This window comes from Corynebacterium sp. LK2537 (genome assembly GCF_040946485.1).
GTDB lineage: Bacteria > Actinomycetota > Actinomycetes > Mycobacteriales > Mycobacteriaceae > Corynebacterium.
On the sequence record NZ_JAYWLQ010000002.1, the window covers coordinates 176,994 to 195,885 of the forward strand.

Annotated in this window: 18 protein-coding genes; 9 read left to right on the top strand and 9 right to left on the bottom strand. The window is 66.9% G+C overall.

The window, feature by feature from the left end:
• The first annotated feature begins 5 nt into the window (after positions 1 to 5).
• A complete protein-coding gene (gene zupT / locus VVS03_RS03735; RefSeq protein WP_368519591.1) occupies positions 6 to 806 on the top strand; it encodes a zinc transporter ZupT in 801 nt (266 codons plus the stop codon).
• Here the strand turns inward: zupT and VVS03_RS03740 are convergent.
• From VVS03_RS03740 to VVS03_RS03755, 4 genes are all read right to left on the bottom strand, one after another.
• Positions 775 to 2,079, bottom strand: coding sequence for a chloride channel protein (locus tag VVS03_RS03740; protein WP_368534110.1), 1,305 nt, complete (start codon positions 2,077 to 2,079; stop codon positions 775 to 777). The genes zupT and VVS03_RS03740 overlap by 32 nt on opposite strands.
• Positions 2,060 to 2,977 (bottom strand): DUF808 domain-containing protein, encoded by a 918-nt coding sequence (locus VVS03_RS03745; RefSeq protein ID WP_368534109.1) that lies wholly within the window; start codon positions 2,975 to 2,977, stop codon positions 2,060 to 2,062. Before VVS03_RS03745 ends, VVS03_RS03740 begins: the two co-directional genes overlap by 20 nt.
• A 130-nt stretch (positions 2,978 to 3,107) precedes the next feature.
• Positions 3,108 to 3,650, bottom strand: a complete 543-nt coding sequence (locus VVS03_RS03750) for a DUF402 domain-containing protein (protein WP_368521031.1) — start codon at positions 3,648 to 3,650, stop codon at positions 3,108 to 3,110.
• A gap of 4 nt (positions 3,651 to 3,654) precedes the next feature.
• Complete coding sequence (locus VVS03_RS03755; RefSeq protein ID WP_368534148.1) at positions 3,655 to 4,374, bottom strand: hypothetical protein; 720 nt, start codon at positions 4,372 to 4,374, stop codon at positions 3,655 to 3,657.
• A gap of 520 nt (positions 4,375 to 4,894) precedes the next feature.
• On the opposite strand from VVS03_RS03755, the gene typA reads away from it, so the two are divergent.
• The 8 genes from typA (at position 4,895) to VVS03_RS03795 (ending at position 12,681) form a co-directional block, all read left to right on the top strand.
• The gene (typA, locus tag VVS03_RS03760; protein WP_368534108.1) at positions 4,895 to 6,805 is read left to right on the top strand and encodes a translational GTPase TypA; all 1,911 of its coding nucleotides are present in this window, start codon (positions 4,895 to 4,897) and stop codon (positions 6,803 to 6,805) included.
• A gap of 86 nt (positions 6,806 to 6,891) precedes the next feature.
• Positions 6,892 to 8,490: an ABC transporter family substrate-binding protein gene (locus tag VVS03_RS03765; RefSeq protein WP_368521033.1), complete on the top strand. Its 1,599-nt coding sequence runs from the start codon at positions 6,892 to 6,894 to the stop codon at positions 8,488 to 8,490.
• Positions 8,477 to 9,391, top strand: a complete 915-nt coding sequence (gene mshB, locus VVS03_RS03770; RefSeq protein ID WP_368521034.1) for an N-acetyl-1-D-myo-inositol-2-amino-2-deoxy-alpha-D-glucopyranoside deacetylase — start codon at positions 8,477 to 8,479, stop codon at positions 9,389 to 9,391. Before VVS03_RS03765 ends, mshB begins: the two co-directional genes overlap by 14 nt.
• The gene (locus tag VVS03_RS03775; protein WP_368519598.1) at positions 9,388 to 9,771 is read left to right on the top strand and encodes a hypothetical protein; all 384 of its coding nucleotides are present in this window, start codon (positions 9,388 to 9,390) and stop codon (positions 9,769 to 9,771) included. Before mshB ends, VVS03_RS03775 begins: the two co-directional genes overlap by 4 nt.
• 48 nt (positions 9,772 to 9,819) lie before the next feature.
• Positions 9,820 to 10,143, top strand: coding sequence for a ferredoxin (gene fdxA / locus VVS03_RS03780; protein ID WP_070769427.1), 324 nt, complete (start codon positions 9,820 to 9,822; stop codon positions 10,141 to 10,143).
• A gap of 7 nt (positions 10,144 to 10,150) precedes the next feature.
• On the top strand, positions 10,151 to 11,251 hold the full coding sequence (gene dapC, locus VVS03_RS03785) for a succinyldiaminopimelate transaminase (RefSeq protein ID WP_368519599.1): 1,101 nt from the start codon (positions 10,151 to 10,153) through the stop codon (positions 11,249 to 11,251).
• Between the two features lie 8 nt (positions 11,252 to 11,259).
• Positions 11,260 to 12,060, top strand: coding sequence for a pseudouridine synthase (locus tag VVS03_RS03790; RefSeq protein ID WP_368521111.1), 801 nt, complete (start codon positions 11,260 to 11,262; stop codon positions 12,058 to 12,060).
• A 57-nt stretch (positions 12,061 to 12,117) separates the two neighbouring features.
• A complete protein-coding gene (locus VVS03_RS03795; protein WP_368519600.1) occupies positions 12,118 to 12,681 on the top strand; it encodes a GtrA family protein in 564 nt (187 codons plus the stop codon).
• 330 nt (positions 12,682 to 13,011) lie between these two features.
• Here VVS03_RS03795 and VVS03_RS03800 read toward each other — a convergent pair whose 3' ends face one another.
• The 5 genes from VVS03_RS03800 to VVS03_RS03820 all read right to left on the bottom strand — a co-directional run bounded on the left by VVS03_RS03800 (position 13,012) and on the right by VVS03_RS03820 (position 18,792).
• Entirely contained in the window at positions 13,012 to 13,503 is a 492-nt protein-coding gene (locus VVS03_RS03800; RefSeq protein WP_368534107.1) for a hypothetical protein, read from the bottom strand.
• A 151-nt stretch (positions 13,504 to 13,654) separates the two neighbouring features.
• Positions 13,655 to 14,512 (bottom strand): DUF559 domain-containing protein, encoded by an 858-nt coding sequence (locus VVS03_RS03805; RefSeq protein ID WP_368519602.1) that lies wholly within the window; start codon positions 14,510 to 14,512, stop codon positions 13,655 to 13,657.
• 395 nt (positions 14,513 to 14,907) lie between these two features.
• A complete protein-coding gene (locus VVS03_RS03810) occupies positions 14,908 to 16,239 on the bottom strand; it encodes an amino acid permease (protein WP_368519796.1) in 1,332 nt (443 codons plus the stop codon).
• Between the two features lie 126 nt (positions 16,240 to 16,365).
• Positions 16,366 to 17,337 (bottom strand): 2,3,4,5-tetrahydropyridine-2,6-dicarboxylate N-succinyltransferase, encoded by a 972-nt coding sequence (gene dapD, locus VVS03_RS03815; RefSeq protein ID WP_368519603.1) that lies wholly within the window; start codon positions 17,335 to 17,337, stop codon positions 16,366 to 16,368.
• Positions 17,338 to 17,421: 84 nt separating this feature from the next.
• The gene (locus tag VVS03_RS03820) at positions 17,422 to 18,792 is read right to left on the bottom strand and encodes an amino acid permease (RefSeq protein ID WP_368519604.1); all 1,371 of its coding nucleotides are present in this window, start codon (positions 18,790 to 18,792) and stop codon (positions 17,422 to 17,424) included.
• Positions 18,793 to 18,892 lie beyond the last annotated feature (100 nt).

Below are 18,892 nucleotides of genomic sequence, written 5' to 3' on the forward strand. Positions count from 1 at the left end.
TGGGCATGCACGATCTGCCCACCATCGCCTTCGCCTTCGGGCTGGCGCTGCTGGCCGGCCTGTCCACCGCGATCGGTGGCGCCATTGCCGTCAGCCGCCGCAACCCGGGCCCCGGCTTCATGGCCGGGGCCCTGGGCTTGTCGGCCGGCGTGATGCTGTACGTCTCCTTCGTCGAGATCCTCCCGGAGGGCAAAGAGCAGCTCACCGAGGCCTTCGCCGACGCGCGCGCCGGGACCTGGGCGGCCGTCGGCGCGTTCTTCGCAGGCATTGCCGTCATCGCGATCATCGACCGCCTGGTGCCGGAGGAAATTAACCCGCACGAGCCCGGCACCACCGAGGAAGCCGCTCGCCGCCGCCGGCTCATGAAGACCGGGGTGTTCACCGCCGGCGCGCTGGCCATCCACAACTTCCCGGAGGGTTTTGCCACCTTCCTGGCCGGCCTCGAGGACGTCCAGGTCGCGCTGCCCGTCGCGGTGGCGATTGCCATCCACAACATCCCCGAGGGCATCGCCGTGGCCGTGCCGCTGCGGGAGGCGACCGGCTCGCGCGCCAAGGGCTTCTGGTGGGCGCTGGTCTCCGGCTTAGCTGAGCCTATGGGCGCGCTTATCGGTTTCGTGCTCCTGATGCCGCTGCTGGGACCGGCGACGATGGGCATTAGCTTCGCCGCCATCGCCGGCACCATGGTCTTTATCAGCCTGGACGAGCTGCTGCCGACGGCCGAGGAAACCGGCAAGCACCACTTCGCCATCTACGGCGTCATCGCGGGCATGGCCATCATGGCGCTGTCGCTGCTGCTGTTCCTGTAGGAGTCTTGCGCGCAGCCGCCGCCCGCCGCGCCCCGCGGGCGAGGTAGAACGAGCCCAGCGCCGAGACGACAATTGGGCCGACCAGCCACAGCGGGGCCGCGGTCAGTTCCCAGGTGATGACGGCGGCGAAGAGGGGAGCCCGCTGAGTGACCGCCAGCACTGCGGCGGCGCCGATGAGCGCGCAGGTGATGATCGAGTATTCGCTGTCCATCCACGGCAGGCCGGCCCAATGAAAGAAGAAGGCGGCGGCCCCGCCCAGCGATGCCCCCGTGGCCAGTGCGGGCGTGAGCGTGCCGCCCACGGCCCCGCAGCGCAGGCAGAGCACCGTCAGGACAGGTTTGGCCACCAGCAGGCAGGCAAAGAGCGCGCCGCTGCCGCCCAGGTGCAGCGTGAGCTGGATGATATCGAAGCCGTTGCCCGGCACGGGCGGCAAGACCAGCGCGCAGGCGCCCACGGCCGCCCCGGCCGCGCCGACGGAAAGCGGCAGGTACCACCGCGGCGGGGTGCGGTTGCGGCCGGCCCAGTCCGCGCCGGCTGCGAAAGCGCCGCCGATGCCGCCGGCCAGCGGCATCACCACCACCATCCAGCCCACGGCCGCCAGGACGAGCCCGCGGCTGGGGGAGAAGTCGGGCAGCGTATAGAAAGTCTGGTGGCCCACCACCGGCCAGGCGGTTACGGTCGCCAGCCCGGAAACCGCCAGCGCGGAGCACACCGTGCGGAAGGTGGGGGTTATCCGCATTACGGAGAAGGCGAAGATGGCCCCGGCCAGCGGGACGTTATAGACCGCGCCCAGCCCGGCGCCGGCGGCGATAGGCAACAGCTCGCGAACGACGCTGTCGGTATGGCCGTCTTTCCGGGGGAAGGCCGCGGCGAGGGCGGCCGCACCCTGGCGCGGGGCGTTCTCCCGGCCGATGGAGCTGCCCGTGCCGGCGGCGAGCAGTTGGAAGGCGGCATCGGCTAGCGTGCGGCCTAGCGGCAGGCCCCGGCCGCCGCTTAACGCGTCGTCCACGGTGCGCACGGGACCGCCGCGGCGCAGCCACCACCAGCCGGCCCCGGCCAGCAGCCCGCCGGCGGACGGCACGCCGACGACGGTTAGCCAGTGGGCAGGGCCCGGATCGTCGTGCGCGCCCACCAACAGGAGGGCGTCGACGAACAGCGTCATGGCCATGCCGACCAGGCCGGCGGAAATACCGCTCGCGACCAGCAGGGCCAAGTAGGAAAGCCGGGATTTCAGCCGCGTGCTACGGGTGGTGCTACTTGGCCGCCCGGACATGCTGAATACCTTCGACGACGGCGACGATGATGGCGCCGCCCATGAAACCGAAGACCATCGAGCCGGCGGTATCGACCAGCCACTCCAGCACGCCGGCGGGGACCAGCTGGCTTAAGTGGTGGACGGCATCGGCGGGCGCGCTCAAGCCGAACTCGGCCAGGCCGGAGGTCAGGATGTGGCCGCCGACCCACAGCATCGCGGCGGTGCCGATGATGCCGATGATGTGCAATACGTAGGGCATGCCCTTGACCAGGGCCTTGCCCACGAAGGAATTGCCCTCGCGGCGCTCGAGCAAGCGCAGGCCGATGTCATCCATCTTGACCAGCACGGCCACAGCGCCGTAGACGCCCAGGGTGAAGACGATGGCGATGGTGATCAGCGTGACCACGCGCAGCCCGAAGGACTCCTCCATCAGCTCGTTGAGAGCGATGACCATGATCTCGGCCGAGAGAATGAGATCGGTGCGGATGGCCGAGGAGACGAGGGAATCCTCAGCCTCCGGGCCGGACTCGCGCACCGGCGTTTCCTGATCCTGCATGCCCGGCAGCAGCTTCGCGGCGATCTTGTGGGCGCCCTCGAAGCACAGGTAGCAACCGCCCAGCATCAGGATGGGGGTCAGCGCCCAGGGGGCCAGCCAGGACAGCAGGAGGGCCACCGGCAGGATGATGATGAGCTTGTTGACCAGGGAGCCCTTGGTGATGCGCCAGATCATCGGCAGCTCGCGCTTGGGGTCCACGTCGGCGACGTATTGCGGGGTCACGGCGGCGTCATCGACCACCACGCCGACGGCCTTGGCGGAGGTCTTGCCCGTCAGCGCGGCGACGTCGTCGATCGACGAGGCCGCCGAACGCGCGATCAGCGCGATGTCATCGAACAAGGCAAGAAGGCCACCGGCCATGAAACCACTCTCCGAACAGTGCTAGGCGAATAAAGGCGAAAGCAAGAATTTTAAGCAAAAATCAACAGCTAAAACGATTGCAATCTACCCCGGATCCCCGGCGGCTGCAACACTTGCGACGCTAGAGTGCTTAGGCGTTGCCGGCGGGCACGAGCTCTACCTCGTCGGCCCACGTGAGCGGGAAGCCCAGCTGGTGCAGCCACTCCATGGCGTCGTCGCGGTGGCGGGTGATGCCCTCGACCGCGGTCAGGGTGGCATCGATAGCGCCCTCGGCCTCCTCGGCGGTGAGGTAACCGGCGGAGGTGGCGGCCGCGAGCTCGTCGATGTCCAAGACCTCGACCGGGCGGCCGGTCAGGGAGACCAAGTCGACGTAGAGGTCACGAGTGGACCACACGTCGTCGGTCACCGAGATATCTGCGATGTCGAAGTAGAAGTCCTGGGAGTGCTCGACGCCGGGGCGGAAGTGGAAGATGTTGGCGCGCAGGCGCAGTTCCGGCAGGAGCCAGGACTCCAGGTAGCCGAAGCACGGGTGGTCGGCGCCGCGGCCCATGTAGAGGCCGAAATCGGTGCGCTCGTAGCGGTCGACCGGGCGGTTAAAGCCCTTCGGATCGATGTTGAAATCGCCGCGCGTGTCGAAGGTTTCTTCCTTCACGGGATGCAAGTCAACGCTCATAGCTTTACTTAACCTCCACGATGGCGGCGGTGGGGGCGAAGCGGCAGCTGCCCTCCTCGGTGTTGACGGCGCCGCTGAGCAGGGCGACGACGGTGCCGGGGCCGGTGGCGGCGCGGCCCGAGATGGTCGCCGGGCCGTCCGGGTTAATCCCGTGGTTGCCCAGCGCGGTAACGCCGCTGCGGAAGTTGTTCAGGTTGAACCAGTGGACGTTCATCTGGCCCTGGTTGGGCGTGGCCGCCTGGGTGCCCATGGCGGTGAACAGGAAGGCGGTCTCGCCGGCGCCCGCGCCAGGGGTGGGGATCTTGGTCGGACCGGGCACCGCGATGGCAGACCCGACGGAGTCCTGCGTGCCGCCGATGCAGCGGCCGGAGACGGTCGGCCAGTAGAACTGGCGGAAGTTCGGGCCGCCGACGGGCATCTCCACGCCGGCCTCGCCGCCGCCCTGGCCGGTGGTATAAGCCAGCGCGGCCAGGATGGCGTTGCGCGCGTCCTCCGGCATCCACGGCTGGTAGGCGAAGTCGCGCACCTGCGCGGCCGCCTGCGGGGTGGGCCGGCCCAAGTGATCCACCGGCAGCGAGGAGCCGACGGCGTCTTCGAACTGCGCGCTCAGCTCGGCGGCGGACGACGCGGCCGAGGCGGCGGGCGCCGGTACCTGCGCGGCGGCCTCGGCGGGGGAGACCATGGCAACGAGGGCGCCGATAAGGCCGGCGGTCGCGGCTGACATGGCTGCCGCGCGGCCGAGGCGGGACGTCGAGTTCCGGCGGCGCGGGTGGTTGGCGTGGTCCGCAGAGGAAATGGTCACGATGAACGCAGTCCTTGGGTGGGGGATAAGTTCTAGTAAAGAAGTCGTTGTCCGGCGGTGACTAATCTGACCCCGGGATTTGTGTCTGCAAGCCTCCTGAGTCACATTAGTTACAGCCGTAACAACTTCACCTGTAGTAACAGTATTCAATTTTTGGCAACAGTCAACTGGAAACTTGACTATTACTTCATCTTTCGTCGAATGTAATGGTTTCGTTACACATCCCAGCGCGGGGCAAATGCGGAAGCCGCTGCGGGGGCCGGGAGGGCGGCGGGGATAATTTTGGGCGGTTTTTCGGTGGCCAATTCTGCAGCGAACCAGCAGGCGGGGTATCGTAGTACCCCGTTGAAAAATGTCCCGTTCCTGGGAGCCTGGGCGGCAAGAGCCTGCTCCCGGCAAGGAAAGCGGGAAACCCGAGATTCCATTGAAGGAGAATCGATTCGTGACCCATACTGAGTTCCGTAACGTCGCCATCGTCGCCCACGTTGACCATGGCAAAACCACCCTGGTCAACGGCATGCTGGAGCAGTCCGGCGCTTTCGGCGAACACGGCGAACACACGGACCGTGTCATGGACTCCAACGACCAGGAAAAAGAGCGCGGCATTACCATCCTGGCCAAGAACACCGCGATTACCCGTAAGGGTAAGGGCAAGGATGGCGCCGACCTTATTATCAACGTCATCGACACCCCGGGCCACGCCGACTTCGGCGGCGAGGTCGAGCGCGGTATCTCCATGGTCGACGGCGTGGTCCTGCTGGTCGATGCCTCCGAGGGCCCGCTGCCGCAGACCCGCTTCGTGCTGACCAAGGCCCTGGAGGCCAAGCTGCCGGTCATCATCGCGGTCAACAAGACCGACCGCCCGGACGCCCGCATCGACGAGGTCGTCACCGAATCCCAGGACCTCCTGCTGGAAATCGCCGCCGGCCTGGACGATCCGGAGGCCGCGGCCGCCGCCGAGGAGCTGCTCGACCTGCCGGTGCTCTACGCCTCCGGTCGTGCCGGCATCGCCTCCACCGAGAACCCGGGCGACGGCAACGTGCCTGCCGGTGAGGACCTGCAGCCGCTCTTCGACGTCATCTACGACGTCCTGCCGGAGCCGTCGGCCACCATCGACGCCCCGCTGCAGGCGCACGTGACCAACCTGGACTCCTCCGACTTCCTGGGCCGTATCGCGCTGCTGCGTATCTACTCCGGCACCATCAAGAAGGGCCAGCAGGTCGCCTGGATCCACTACGACGACGAGGGCAACCAGCACACCAAGACCGTCAAGGTCGCGGAGCTGCTGCGCACCGTTGGCTTCGAGCGCCAGCCGGCCGAGGACGCCATCGCCGGCGACATCGTGGCCATCTCCGGCATCTCCGACATCATGATCGGCGACACCATCGCGGACCCGGAGCACCCGGAGGCCCTGCCGCGCATCACCGTCGACGAGCCGGCCATCTCCATGACCATCGGCGTGAACACCTCGCCGATGGCCGGCCGTGGCGGCGGCGACAAGCTGACCGCCCGCCTGGTCAAGGCCCGCCTGGACCAGGAGCTCATCGGTAACGTCTCCCTGCGCGTCCTGCCGACTGAGCGCCCGGACGCCTGGGAGGTCCAGGGCCGCGGCGAGATGGCGCTGTCCGTGCTCATCGAGTCCATGCGCCGCGAGGGCTTCGAGCTGACCATCGGCAAGCCGCAGGTCGTCACCCAGGAGATTGACGGCAAGGTCCACGAGCCCTACGAGCTGATCACCATCGACGTGCCCTCCGAGCACCAGGGTGCGGTCACCCAGCTGATGGCCACCCGCAAGGGCCAGATGCAGTCCATGGACGTGCGCGAAGGCGACTGGGTCCGCATGGTCTTCCGCATCCCGGCCCGCGGCCTCATCGGCTTCCGCACCCAGTTCATGACGGAGACCCGCGGCGCGGGCATCGCCAACTCCATCTCCGACGGCCTGGACGTCTGGGCCGGCGAGATCAAGTCCCGCCCGACCGGCTCCCTGGTCGCCGACCGCACCGGCCAGATCACCCAGTACGCGCTGACCCAGCTGGCCGACCGCGGCAGCTTCTTCGTGGAGCCGGGCGACGAGGCCTACGAGGGCATGGTCGTCGGTGCCAACAACCGTGATGAGGACATCGACATCAACATCACGAAGGAAAAGAAGCTGACCAACATGCGCTCGGCCACCGCCGACGCCACGGTCACCCTCGCCAAGGCCCACACCCTGAGCCTGGAAGAGGCCCTCGAGTTCTGTGGCACCGACGAGTGCGTCGAGGTCGCCCCGAACGCCCTGCGCGTGCGCAAGGTGATTCTGTCCGCGACCGACCGCAAGCGCGCGGCCTCCCGCAACAAGCAGCTCAATAAGTAGTTCGCCCGAGCGTTAACTACCTCATCCCGCCCCTACTGCACTAAAGTGGGGTGGGATTTATTTCTTTCTAGAAGGCAGGTGCACCGGTGACAAAGCCGTTTCGCGGCGCGATCGCGCTGCTGAGCGCCGGGCTGCTGGGCGGCGGCGTTCTCAGTGCGTGCGCGGCGAACCCGGGCCCGCCGCCGGTGGTCGAAGAGGCCCCGTCGGAGCCCTCTACCACCTCGACGACGACCAACCCGCCGCCCGAGCCCACCGAGCGCTCGCGCGTGGCCGTCGGCGTCGACCCGCTCCAGGCCGGGTTGAACCCGCACCTCTTGGCGGACAACCAGCAGCTCGTTGAAGACATCGCCGACCTCGTGCTGCCGTCGGTTTTCCATGGGGACCAGCTAGATACCGACGTGGTGGACTCCGCCGAGGAAGTCGAGGCCCCGGAGGGCGTGGCCCAGCGCCTGCGCTACGAGATTTCCTCGGCCGCCCAGTGGTCCGATGGCACCCCGCTGACCTCAGCCGATTTCAGCTACCTGTGGGAGAAGATGCGCAGCGCCCCAGGGGTGAAATCCCCGGCCGCCTACCAGGCGATCAGTGCGGTGCACAGCTCCGACGGCGGCAAGATTGTCACCGTGGATCTATCCACCCGCGTGGCTGACTGGCGCGTGCTGTTCCAGCACCTCTTGCCCGCCCACCTGTTGGAGGAAGGCGACGCCTCCTTTAGCGCTGCCCTGGCCAACGACATCCCGGCCTCGGCCGGGCGCTTCCTGGTCGCCTCCGTGGACAACGCCCGCGGCATCATCACCCTGAACCGCAACGACCGCTACTGGGGCGCGGAGCCGGCCCAGCTGGACGTGATCGAGCTGCACTACATGCGCTCGTCCCAGCAGGCGGTCAACATGTTGCGCACCGGCCAGGTCGGTTTCGCCGACATCCTGCCGGAGCAGACCACCATGGAGTCGCTGTCCCTGGTGCCCGGGGTCGAGGCCCAGACCCAGGCCGGGCTGCGGCAGCTGCGCCTGCAGCTATCCACCCGCACGCTTGCCGATGCCTCCGTCCGCCGCGCCCTAGCCAGCCTCGTCGATACCGATCAGCTGGCCCGCCTGGCCACCGGCCGCAGCGCGGACCTGGCCGTGGCCCGCAACCCGGTGTCCGCCGGCGCGGATCTCACCCCGCTGCGCGAGCTCGCCGAGAACCGGCCCATCCGGCTGGCCGCGGACCCGTCCGACGTGCCCGCCACCAACGCCGCCCATGCGCTCGTGGACGTGCTCACCAGCCAGGGCATTGCCGCCGAGGTGGTCGGGGAGAAGATGTCGGTCATCACCTCCACGCTACTGCCCAACGAGCGCGCCGATGCCGTCCTCGCCTGGCACGACCTGACCTTGCAGCCGGCGGACTTCGCCGACTATTTCGTTTGCCCGAGCCCCGAGAACAAGGCTGGCGGCGACCTGTCCGGCTATTGCCCCGAGGACGCCGAGGCGCAGCTGGGGCGTATCCTGGGAGGCGAATACACGGGCGAACAGGCCCTCGAGCAGGTGCGCGCCCTGAATGCGGCCCAGACCCTCTACGTGCCGATCATCGACGAAACCCGGGTACACGCCGTGGGCCGGGGCATCGCCGGCCCCGCGGGCGCGCCGGCCGAGTGGTCGCTGGAAACCGCCCCAACCTGGAAAGAAGGAGAACGTGTCGAAGACTAACCTGGACCTGTCGGGATTTCGGGTCTTGCTGACCCACGCGCATCCGGACGACGAGACCCTGTTTACCGGCGGGACCATCGCCGGGCTGAGCGCGCGCGGCGCGCAGGTCACCGTCGCGACGGCCACGCTCGGCGAGGAAGGCGAGGTCATCGGGGACAAGTACCAGCACCTGGTGGCGGACGAGGCCGACCAGCTGGGAGGTTTCCGCATCGGCGAGCTGGACGCCGCCGTCGGTCACCTGGGCGCGCGGTCGGTGCTGCTGGGCGGGCCCGGCCAGTTCCGCGACTCCGGCATGGCAGGATCCGCCGCCCACGCCAACCCACGTGCCCTGGTCAACCGCGTCCCGGAGGCGGCGCAGCTCATCGCCCAGCTCATCGACGAGCTACGCCCTGATGCCGTCATCACCTACGGGCCCGACGGCGGTTACGGGCACCCCGACCACATCGCGGTGCACCAGGCTACCCACCAGGCGCTAGAGCAGGCCGGATGGGCCGTGCCCCGGGTGTGGTGGGCCATCTACGAGCGCGAGCTGACGCTGGGGGCGCTGGAGACCCTGCGCGTTCCGGAGGGCTGGCAGCTGCCGATCGCCGATTACCTAGACAACTTCACCAACGCCGGCGCCGATCTCAAGGTCCGGCTCACCCCGGCCGCCTACCAGGCCAAGCGGCGCGCGATGGCCGCCCACGCGACCCAGATCTGGCTCGGCGACGGCACCGTCACCGAGACCAACCCGGAACCCGCCTGGGTGCAAGCCACCAACCCGGCCGAGGTGCCCACCGGCTACGCGCTGTCCAACCGCCTGCTGATGCCGCTGCCGCGCACCGAGTCCTTCCAGCTCGCCCAAGGCCCGTCGCCGCTCGGCGAGGGCATCCGTGGGCTGCTGGGGGAGCTAGACTCATGAGCGGCGAGGAGGCGGTTATCCGCACCGACTTCACGCGGGCCGAGGCCGTCGGTGGGCTGACGTGGCTGTGCCTCGGGGCGGCGCTGTCCTGTCTGCTGGAGGTGGTCTACCTCAACGCGTGGATTGGGCCGGTACCGTTCCCGATTACCATCGTGGTGGCGTTCCTGTTCAACCACGTGCTGACCAAAACGGCGCGGCTGTGGAGCTCGAATCCCTTCGTGGTCGCGCTGCCTTTGGCGGTGTGGATCCTGCTCTTCGCGATATTTTTGTTTGGCGTTGAAGTAACCGGGGATCAACTACTAGCCAATAATATTCGCACCGTGTGCCTGCTTTTTGCGGGCATAGCGGGCGGTGTCTGGCATTTTGTCAAGACGAAGTGACATACTATTTAACGGCCTAAAAACTGGATCAGGAGATAATTTTCACCCATGACTTATACAATCGCCCAACCTTGTGTTGACGTGATGGACCGGTCCTGCGTCGAGGAGTGCCCGGTCGATTGCATCTATGAAGGCAAGCGTTCCCTCTACATCCACCCTGACGAGTGCGTGGACTGCGGCGCCTGCGAGCCCGCCTGCCCGGTGGAAGCCATCTTCTACGAGGACGACGTGCCGGACGAGTGGCTCGACTACAACGACGCCAACGCCGCCTTCTTCGACGATCTGGGTTCCCCGGGCGGGGCTGCCGCCTTGGGCCCGCAGGACTTCGACGCGCCGATGATCGCCGCGTTGCCGCCACAGAATCAGGAGTAGAAGCACCATGAACCGCACCCCGCTGGGGGAGAAGCTACCGGACTTTCCCTGGGACTCGCTGGCCGATGCCAAGGCCAAGGCCGCCGCGCACCCGGACGGAATCATCAACCTGTCCGTCGGGACCCCCGTGGACCCGGTCTCGCCGGGGGTGCAGCTGGGCCTGGCATCGACGGCCGCGGAGCCGGGTTACCCCGCCACCGCCGGCACGCCGCAGCTACAAGAGGCCATCGTGAGCGCTTTGGAGCGGCGCTACCACGTGACCGGCCTGGATACCCAGTCGGTGCTGCCGGTTATCGGTTCTAAGGAAGCCATCGCGTGGCTGCCCACTCTGCTGGGGCTCAGCGGCCACCGGATCGTGATCCCCGGCCTGGCGTACCCGACCTACGAGGTGGGCGCCCGTCTCGCCGGCGCCGAGGTTGTCCGAGCCGACGACACCGCCGACTTCGGCGATGCCTCGCTGGTCTACCTCAACTATCCCGCCAACCCGACCGGGGAGGTCGCCTCCGTCGAGCACCTCCGCGAGGTAGTCGCCTGGGCCCGGGCTCACGATGCCATCGTCGCCTCCGACGAGTGCTACCTCGGCCTGGGCTGGAACGACGACAACCCGCCGGTGTCCATCCTGGACCCGCGCGTGTGCGACGGCGACCACACCGGCCTGCTGGCCCTGCACTCGCTGTCCAAGACGGCGAACCTCGCGTCCTACCGCGCGGCGTTTATCGCCGGCGACCGCGACCTCGTCCAGGAGCTGCTGGCCGTGCGCAAGCACGCCGGCCTCATCGTGCCCGGCCCCATCCAGTCCGCGATGGTCGCCGCGCTTGACGACGACGCCTCCGAGCAGCTGCAGCGCCAGCTCTATGCCCGCCGGCGCGTGGCGTTGATGAAGGCACTGACCGCAGCGGGCTTCAAGATCGACCACTCCGACGGCGGCCTCTACCTGTGGGCCACCCGCGGCGAGGACTGCCGGGCGACCGTCGACTGGCTGGCCGAGCGCGGCATCCTGGTCGCACCTGGCGACTTCTACGGCCCGGCCGGCAAGCAATACATCCGCATGGGCCTCAACGGCACGGACGAAGGTATTGCCGCCGCGGTGGAGCGCCTGGGGCGCTAGTGCCGCCCATCGGCTGCCGGGAGGGTATCTCCCCGCAAAAGACCGTCCTGCGCGGTCGCGTTCCGTGGGAAGGGGAGTACTGGGCCGCCCGTGCTGGTGATTCCCCGTTTGCCGAGGGCGAGAAACTCCGTCCCGGCCAAGCGTTGCCGCGGCCCGTGCCGGCGTGGTTTCACCCCGTCGTGCCGGCGGAAGTGGAGGTCCCGTTCTACCACCGCGTCCTCTTCGCTGACGAGGACCTCATCGTGGTGGACAAGCCGCACTTTCTGCCGACGACGAGCAACGGGCGCATCGTCCGCAACACCGTCCAGACCCGCCTCCGCCTCGAGTTCGGCGAGGACGAAATCGTGCCCATCCACCGGCTGGACCGGCTGACCGCGGGGATTGTGGTCTGCTCTCGCCGGCGCGCCACCCGCAGCGTCTACCAGCAGCTTTTCGCCCAGCGCCGCGTTCGCAAGCAGTACCGCGCGGAGCTTTCCGCCCCGCTGGACATCGACGAGCTCATAACCCTGCCCATGCGCAAGATCGCCGGGCAGCGCCGCGTGGCCGTCGATGCCACCGGCACCACCACCCGCACCCGAGTCCGCGCGCACGGGCGGGTGGCCGACCTGTGGCCGGAGACCGGGCACACGCACCAGCTGCGGGTGCTGCTGAACCACCTGGGCGCGCCAATTCTCGGCGACGACACCTACCCAATCGACCGTGGCCTCGACCTTTACGACTTTTCCCGGCCGCTCAAGCTGTGGCACACCAGCCTTAGCTTTACCGATCCGTTGCAAGGCACGCAGCGCCGGTTTTCGCTCCCGCAGTAGTCGCGGAGTATTCTCGAAGAGTTATTGTTGTTATCCGCAGGCCTGAAAAGGTAGTTCATGAGTGAGCAGAGCTTCGCGCGCATGGCGGCCAACCTCCGGCAGTTCATCAAATTCGGAATGGTGGGCGGCTCGGGCGCGCTGGTTAACTTTGCCGTGTTCGTGCTGTGCAAGAAGATTGCCGAAGGCTTCTTCTCCGTGCACGAGACCGACGTCTGGTTCCCGATTTTCGGCACCGAATTCAACGTGCGCTGGTACAACGTCTTCATGGTGATCGCTTTCCTCGTGGCCAACACCTGGAACTACCAGCTCAATCGCATGTGGACCTTCAAATCGGTCAGCAGCGTGTCCTGGCTGCGCGGCTTCTTCCCGTTCCTGCTCACCGGCCTTGGCGCGCTGGTCGTCTCACAGATTTTCATGGTGCTGCTGATGAACCCCACCACGCCAATCGGCCTGCCGCGCGATATCTTCGACGACTCCACCGGCCTGCGCACCATGTCCTACTGGGCCAACATGATTTCCGTCATTCTCGCCATGCCGGTCAACTTCATCATCAACAAGCTCTGGACCTTCCGCTCGCGGCCCGAGGGCCCGCGCGTCGTCCACGAGCAGGAGCCCGCCTAGCGCTTATTCCCGGCCCGCTTCTCCCGCTTCCGCTTGGTTTCGCGCAGCCGTTGGCTCCTGTTTCCGGCTCTCCGCCGGCCCGCGCGCCCTCCGCGCTCACGGGTAGGGGATTGGTGCGCGGATTTGCCTTGCCGGTGACCGCGAAGGGTTCATGCGCGGTAGCGCCGGTCGGCCGGCTACTCGTATGTTCAGCAGAACTTTCCTCGCGCGCCCTTCGCGCTCACGGGCAGAGGATTGGTGCACGGATTTGCCTTGCCGGTGACCGCGAAGGGTTCATGCGCGGTCGAGTGAGGTTTCGGCCAGGCGGTAGTCGCCCAGCCGGCCAGCTAACTAGTCATCGAATGAGGCGTCCAAGCGCCGCTGGTCGCGTGCGCGGAGGAGGTTGATGATGAGCGGGGTGAAAACCAGCCCGCCGAGAAATCCCAAGATACCGCCGACGATGATGCCGCTAGCCGTATCAAGCTGGCCCGCCTGGTAGGTGTTGTAGAACATGCCCGCCATCATGATCGCAGCTGGTAGAGCGACAAGCGCGGTGGGAAGAAGACGCGGGGTAGCGGGCTTCGGGCGGGGAATGTGCTTAGTCATCCATTGGGTGCTGAGCATTTCGGCCAGGACGTACGGCAGAATCACGACCACGGAAACTTGGGAGAGCTGCCCGTCTAAGAGCCAGGCGAAGATTGCGCCGACGGTGTACAGGCTGAAGACCATCGTGGAATACCCCACGGCGTAGGACTTGTATACTATCTCCCCCTGGTACTCGTCCTCGGTGCACGCCTCGACCTGCTCAAAGGTGTGATTCGCGATGTGATCGGCGATCGACATGGCAGGTAATCCTTTCTTGGCTCTTGCCACTCCCGCCGGGGACAAAAACCGAAGGCTACGGAGGCGGGAGGTCCCATTGGCACCGAGCCAACGGCGCAACAGGCCCATCTTCGTGATTAAGCGTAGAGAATAGCGGGCTACCTGGCAAAGCTTAAAGGTTCCAGTGCCACTTCCAAGCAGGCTCGCGGCTGACATACGTCATTTGCCCGGGGTGTCCTCGCGTGCGGCACCGAATAGCGTCGCGGATCTGGTTGATCACACTGGGAAGGTTGAAGCGAATGCAGTCGCCGGTAAACCGAAGCACCAGGTAGCCGTGGTTCTGGCCGGCATTAGATTTCATGCGGTCGAGGATGAAGTTGCGGTGCTGGCTATGGTAGGTATAGCCGTCGACCTCGATGAGAATCTTCCACCGCCGCAGCTCCAGGTCGAAGCGGTAGCCAGCCACGACCGAGTTATGAATCGGGTAAATTCCCTCCTTGCGCAGGGCGCGCGCAAGTTCCCGCTCGCGCAGCGAATCCGTGCCGATGGCGCACTCGCGCAGGCACGCCCGCAGGCCCTTGGGTATCCGCCCCATCCGGCGCCTGTCCTTAGCCAGCCGAGCCCGGCCGTCTTTGCCGTGGTAGTGCCCTTCCAGCATGGGCCCGCTGCGCTCCGGGCAGCGCCGCGCCGCCCACAAGGGTTCCACGACCCGAAAACCATTGACCTGCTGCTTCGAGCGCAGCCGTGAATGCACGACACGGAAATTCTCACCCACGATGGTCCGCGGCCCCTCCAGCGTCAGTGGAAAGCTCAGCGGCAGCCCACAGTGCACCTCGATGGCGCTTCGCCCAGCCAGCGCCGCACGCGGATACGCCGCCAGCAGGCACGTCGCGACCTCGTGAGCGCTCGGTTGCTGGTCCGTGTAGACGCCGCGATGGATACGAAAAAGTCGGCCCTCGGCCAGCAGCGTTCGAATCCGCCGCTTGCCGATGCCCTCCTCCCGCAGCCGCGCAGTCGTCCACATCGCCATGCACCTAAAGCTAGGCAGCGGGCAGAGTCATTGCTAGGGAAGAGGGCGGAAATGGCCGACAAACGCTAAAAATACTCCGCCCACGCCGGTTTCTGGCGGGCGCGACCTGCAAAATGCCCATCCTAAATGGTGACATTGCTACCAAGTGGGTAGGCCGCGGGGGTGATTTCCGCTTAGCGCGCCCTTCGCGGTCACGGTGGCGGGTCTCGCGCGCAGAAAAGCGCCGCCGTTGCCCGCGAAGGGTTCATTGTGCCGGGCAATTGAAGCCGGCGGAAGAGAAGCCGGCGGAAGAGAAGCCGGCAGAAGGGCAGGCGGCATAAGCGCAGCCGGAGAACCAGAAGCCGGCACAAAGAAAGGGCGCCCACCACACGGTGAGCGCCCAGCCGGCCGAGCTGCTACGGCAGGTCCAGCGTCGAGGTCGGGGAAATGCCGCGGACCTTCGAGTTGATGAACCCGGCAACCGCCAGCACCGCGAACATGGCGGCGGCGGAGGCGAGCTGGATGCGGGAGGAGGCATCGCTGAGCATGAGCACGGCGATGCCGGCCAGCGCAATCAGAGTCAGCCACGTCAGGTAGGGGTAGGCCCACATGCGGATGGGCAGCTCGTAGCGGGCCTCGAGCTGGCGGCGCAGGCGCAGCTGCGCGACCGCGATGAAGGTCCACACGATAAGCAGGGAAGCGCCCGCCGAGTTGAGCATGAAGGTCAGCAGCCAACCGGTATCGGCGTAGTTGAGGACGACCATGACGGCGGCCAGCGCCACCGACAGCCCAATGGCCGGCAGCGGGACGCCGTGGGTGTTGGTGCGGGCGAAGATGCGCGGCGCCTCACGGCGGGTGGCCAGCGAGTGCATCATGCGGGAGGAGGCGTAGATCTGCGCGTTGAAGGCAGACAGCAGCGCCAGCACGATGATGACCTCCATCAGGCCGGCCGCGAACGGGATACCGGCGTGCTCGAGCACGCGGGTAAACGGCGAGGCGGCGGCGGTATCGGAGTCACCCAGCGAAGAGTAGGGCAGCAGGAAGGTAATCACCAGCACGGAGCCCAGGTAGAAGACCGAGATACGCAGGATGGTCGAGCGCACGGCGTTGACCAGGGAGCGCTTCGGGTCCTCCGACTCGGCGGAGGCGATGGCGACGACCTCGATGCCGCCGAAGGCGAAGGCGACCGCCAGCAGGCCGGTGGCCACGCCCGACAGCCCGTTGGGCATGAAGCCGTCGCCCAAGAAGATCTCGGTGCCGACGAAGGTGTGGCCGGGCAGCAGGCCGAAGATAAGCGCCACGCCCAGCAGCAGGAAGGCGACGATGACGACGACCTTGATGGCGGCGAACCAGTACTCGAACTCGCCGAAGGAACGTACGTGCAAAAGGTTAATCACGCCGAAGATGGCCACGCACACGGCCGCGGGGATCCACGGCGGCACGGCCAGCCACGCGCCGATGAAGGCGGCGGCGCCGGTGATTTCGGCGCCCAGCACCGCCACGGTGGCCAGCCAGTAGATCCAACCCTGTGTAAAGCCCGCCCAGCGTCCGATGCCGTGCTCGGCATACTCGGAAAACGAGCCGGAGGCGGGAATGACGGTGCCCATCTCGCCGAGCATCTGCATCACGAGGATGGCCAAGGTGCCGGCGATGACATAAGCGACGAGGACCGCCGGGCCAGCGGCGGCGATGGCGACCCCGGTGCCCAAAAAGAGCCCGGCACCGATGGTGGAGCCTAGGCCCATCATCGTCAGGTGGCGGACCTTCAGGCCGTGGCCGAGGGTAGCGGCGGGAGTAGGTTCAGCAGTAGACACTCTCTTAGTGTAGGTCGCCTACGAAAAAGGACCCCCGAAGGGGTCCTTAGCGGCCGAATTTTAATTCTTGTGGAGGTCGGAGTTTAAGGCCACGGCTGCGGCCTTCCACTCGGTGGCCTCGACGGCGCCGGTCACGGAGTGGCGGCGCAGCAGCACGCCGGAAGCGCCCGACAGCTTCGCGGCCTTAACCTGCTCGCCGGCCTCGACGCCGACGGCCTCGGCGACCTTGCCGTAGACGGTAACCCGGGTGCCGGCGGTGACGTACAGGCCCGCCTCGACGACGCAGTCGTCGCCCAGCGAGATGCCGACGCCGGAGTTGGCGCCGAGCAGGCAGCGCTCGCCCAGGGAGATGACCTCCTTGCCGCCGCCGGACAGCGTGCCCATGATGGAGGCGCCGCCGCCGATATCGGAGCCGTCGCCGACCACCACGCCGGCAGAGACGCGGCCCTCGACCATGGAGGCGCCCAGGGTGCCGGCGTTGAAGTTGACGAAGCCCTCGTGCATGACGGTGGTGCCCTCCGCGAGGTGGGCGCCCAGCCGGACGCGGTCGGCATCGCCAATGCGCACGCCGGAGGGGATGACGTAGTCGACCATGCGGGGGAACTTGTCCACCGAGTACACGGTGACCGGGCCGCGGGAGGCCAGGCGGCCGCGCACCATCTGGAAGTCGGAGACGGCGCACGGGCCGTAGTTGGTCCACACGACGTTGGCCAGGTGGCCGAAGATGCCGTCCATGTTCAATTCGTGCGGGCGGACCGCGCGGTGGGACAGCAGGTGCAGGCGCAGGTAGGCGTCGTAGGTGTCGATGGGGGCATCGTCAAGCGAGGCGATGCCGGTGGCAACTGCCACGCGGGCGACGCCGCGTTCCTCGTCGGGGCCTACCAGCTCAGCGAACTGCTGGGGAACCTCATCCAGCTGGGTGGTGCCGGACTGCTCCACCGGCTGATCGGTGTGGACGGCCGGGAACCAAACGTCCAAGACCGTGCCGTCGTGGGTGATGGTCGCGAGCCCGCGGGCGGATGCTGAAGTCATAGTGTGAAAATGCCTCGTGAAAAAATCGAAGGGAATATGCCACGTATTCAGTTGTTTAGACGCACGTTGAGCCAGTTTAGCTAATTAGCGTTTGTTGCGCCCCACCTGGCTGCGCGCGCCGGTCGGCAGCGCGAAAGACAGCACGATGAGGACGGCGGACATCGCCACGACGGCGCCGATCTGGGCGCGGGCGGCCGGGTCGAAGAGCATGAGCACGATCAGCGCGCCTAGGGCGGCCAGCACGATCCACGGCACGTACGGGAAGCCGGGGGTGCGCAGCTGGGTGAGCTCGCCGTTGGCCTTCATCTCGGGGTGCAGCTTCAGGTAGGAGCAGACCACCAGGATCCAGATGACCAGCAGGCACCCGCCCACGGCGTTGAACAGGAAGGTCAGCAGCCCCGGCGGGTTCCAGTACTGCAGGCCGACGGAGGCGAAGGCGAAGATCATGGAGAGCACGACGGCGTTGCGCGGCGAGCCCTGGGCGTTGGTGAACAGGAAGGCGTGGTGGGCGTTGCCGTCGCGGGCCATGTCGAAGACCAGGCGGGAGGTCGCGTAAATCTGGGCGTTGAACGCGGACAGCAGGGCCACGACGATGACGAGCTCCATGAAGCCGGCCACGGCCGGGATGTTGGCGGTGCCCATCACCAGGGCGAAGGGGGACTGGGAGGCGTCGTCGGCGTCCTGGATCAGCTCGAAGGGCAGCAGCAGGGCGATGACGGCGACCGAACCCAGGTAGAAGACGATGATGCGGAAGATGATGGCGCGCACGGCGGTGGAGACGTTGTGCGCGGGATCCTCGGACTCCGCGGCGGCGATGGTCACCAGCTCGATGCCGCCGAAGGCGAAGGCCACGGCCAGCAGGCCGGCGGCGAAGCCGGGGATGCCGTTGGGCAGGAAGTTATCGGTGAAGTTCTCCGTGGCGACGAAGGTCGTGCCCGGCCACAGGCCGGTGACCATCAGCACGCCCAGCACGAGGAAGGCGACGATCACCGCGACCTTGATGACAGCGAACCAGAATTCGAACTCGCCGAAGCCGCGCACGGAGGCGAAGTTGATGACCGCGAAGATCAGCACCGCAATGAGCGCCGGGATCCACGGCTCGACGCCGAACCAACCGCCGATGATGGCCGCCGCGCCGGTGATTTCGGCGCCCATGACCATCACCAGCATGAACCAGTACAGCCAGCCGCAGGTAAACCGCGCCCAGTTGCCGAAGGCCTGGCCGGCGTAGGTGGAAAAGGAGCCCAGCGACGGGCGGGCGGAGGCCATTTCCCCCAACATTCGCATGATCAGGGCGACCAAGGCGCCCGCGATGGCATAGGCGATGAGAATGGACGTGCCGGCGATATGAATGCCCACGCCCACGCCGAGAAACAGTCCGGCGCCGATGGCGGAGCCCAGGCCCATCATGGTCAGGTGGCGGGTTTTTAGTCGCTGTGGTTTCTCCGTAGCCATTGAATTCTCCAACCCAGATTTGCGATATGTCGATCCCGCTGAAATACAGCGAGTGTTTGCTGGGAGTTTACACGTTCGTCACCAAGGTCACGCCCGCCAC

Bases quoted from the DNA above. Each gene is read 5' to 3' on its own strand.
- zupT (WP_368519591.1), top strand. From the start codon at position 6: ATGCACGATCTGCCCACCATCGCCTTCGCCTTCGGGCTGGCGCTGCTG.
- VVS03_RS03750 (WP_368521031.1), bottom strand. From the start codon at position 3,650: ATGAGCGTTGACTTGCATCCCGTGAAGGAAGAAACCTTCGACACGCGC.
- VVS03_RS03800 (WP_368534107.1), bottom strand. From the start codon at position 13,503: ATGTCGATCGCCGATCACATCGCGAATCACACCTTTGAGCAGGTCGAG.
- dapD (WP_368519603.1), bottom strand. From the start codon at position 17,337: ATGACTTCAGCATCCGCCCGCGGGCTCGCGACCATCACCCACGACGGC.
- VVS03_RS03805 (WP_368519602.1), bottom strand. From the start codon at position 14,512: ATGGCGATGTGGACGACTGCGCGGCTGCGGGAGGAGGGCATCGGCAAG.
- fdxA (WP_070769427.1), top strand. From the start codon at position 9,820: ATGACTTATACAATCGCCCAACCTTGTGTTGACGTGATGGACCGGTCC.
- VVS03_RS03745 (WP_368534109.1), bottom strand. From the start codon at position 2,977: ATGGCCGGTGGCCTTCTTGCCTTGTTCGATGACATCGCGCTGATCGCG.
- VVS03_RS03795 (WP_368519600.1), top strand. From the start codon at position 12,118: ATGAGTGAGCAGAGCTTCGCGCGCATGGCGGCCAACCTCCGGCAGTTC.
- dapC (WP_368519599.1), top strand. From the start codon at position 10,151: ATGAACCGCACCCCGCTGGGGGAGAAGCTACCGGACTTTCCCTGGGAC.
- VVS03_RS03740 (WP_368534110.1), bottom strand. From the start codon at position 2,079: ATGTCCGGGCGGCCAAGTAGCACCACCCGTAGCACGCGGCTGAAATCC.
- VVS03_RS03810 (WP_368519796.1), bottom strand. From the start codon at position 16,239: ATGATGGGCCTAGGCTCCACCATCGGTGCCGGGCTCTTTTTGGGCACC.
- VVS03_RS03820 (WP_368519604.1), bottom strand. From the start codon at position 18,792: ATGGCTACGGAGAAACCACAGCGACTAAAAACCCGCCACCTGACCATG.
- VVS03_RS03775 (WP_368519598.1), top strand. From the start codon at position 9,388: ATGAGCGGCGAGGAGGCGGTTATCCGCACCGACTTCACGCGGGCCGAG.
- VVS03_RS03755 (WP_368534148.1), bottom strand. From the start codon at position 4,374: ATGTCAGCCGCGACCGCCGGCCTTATCGGCGCCCTCGTTGCCATGGTC.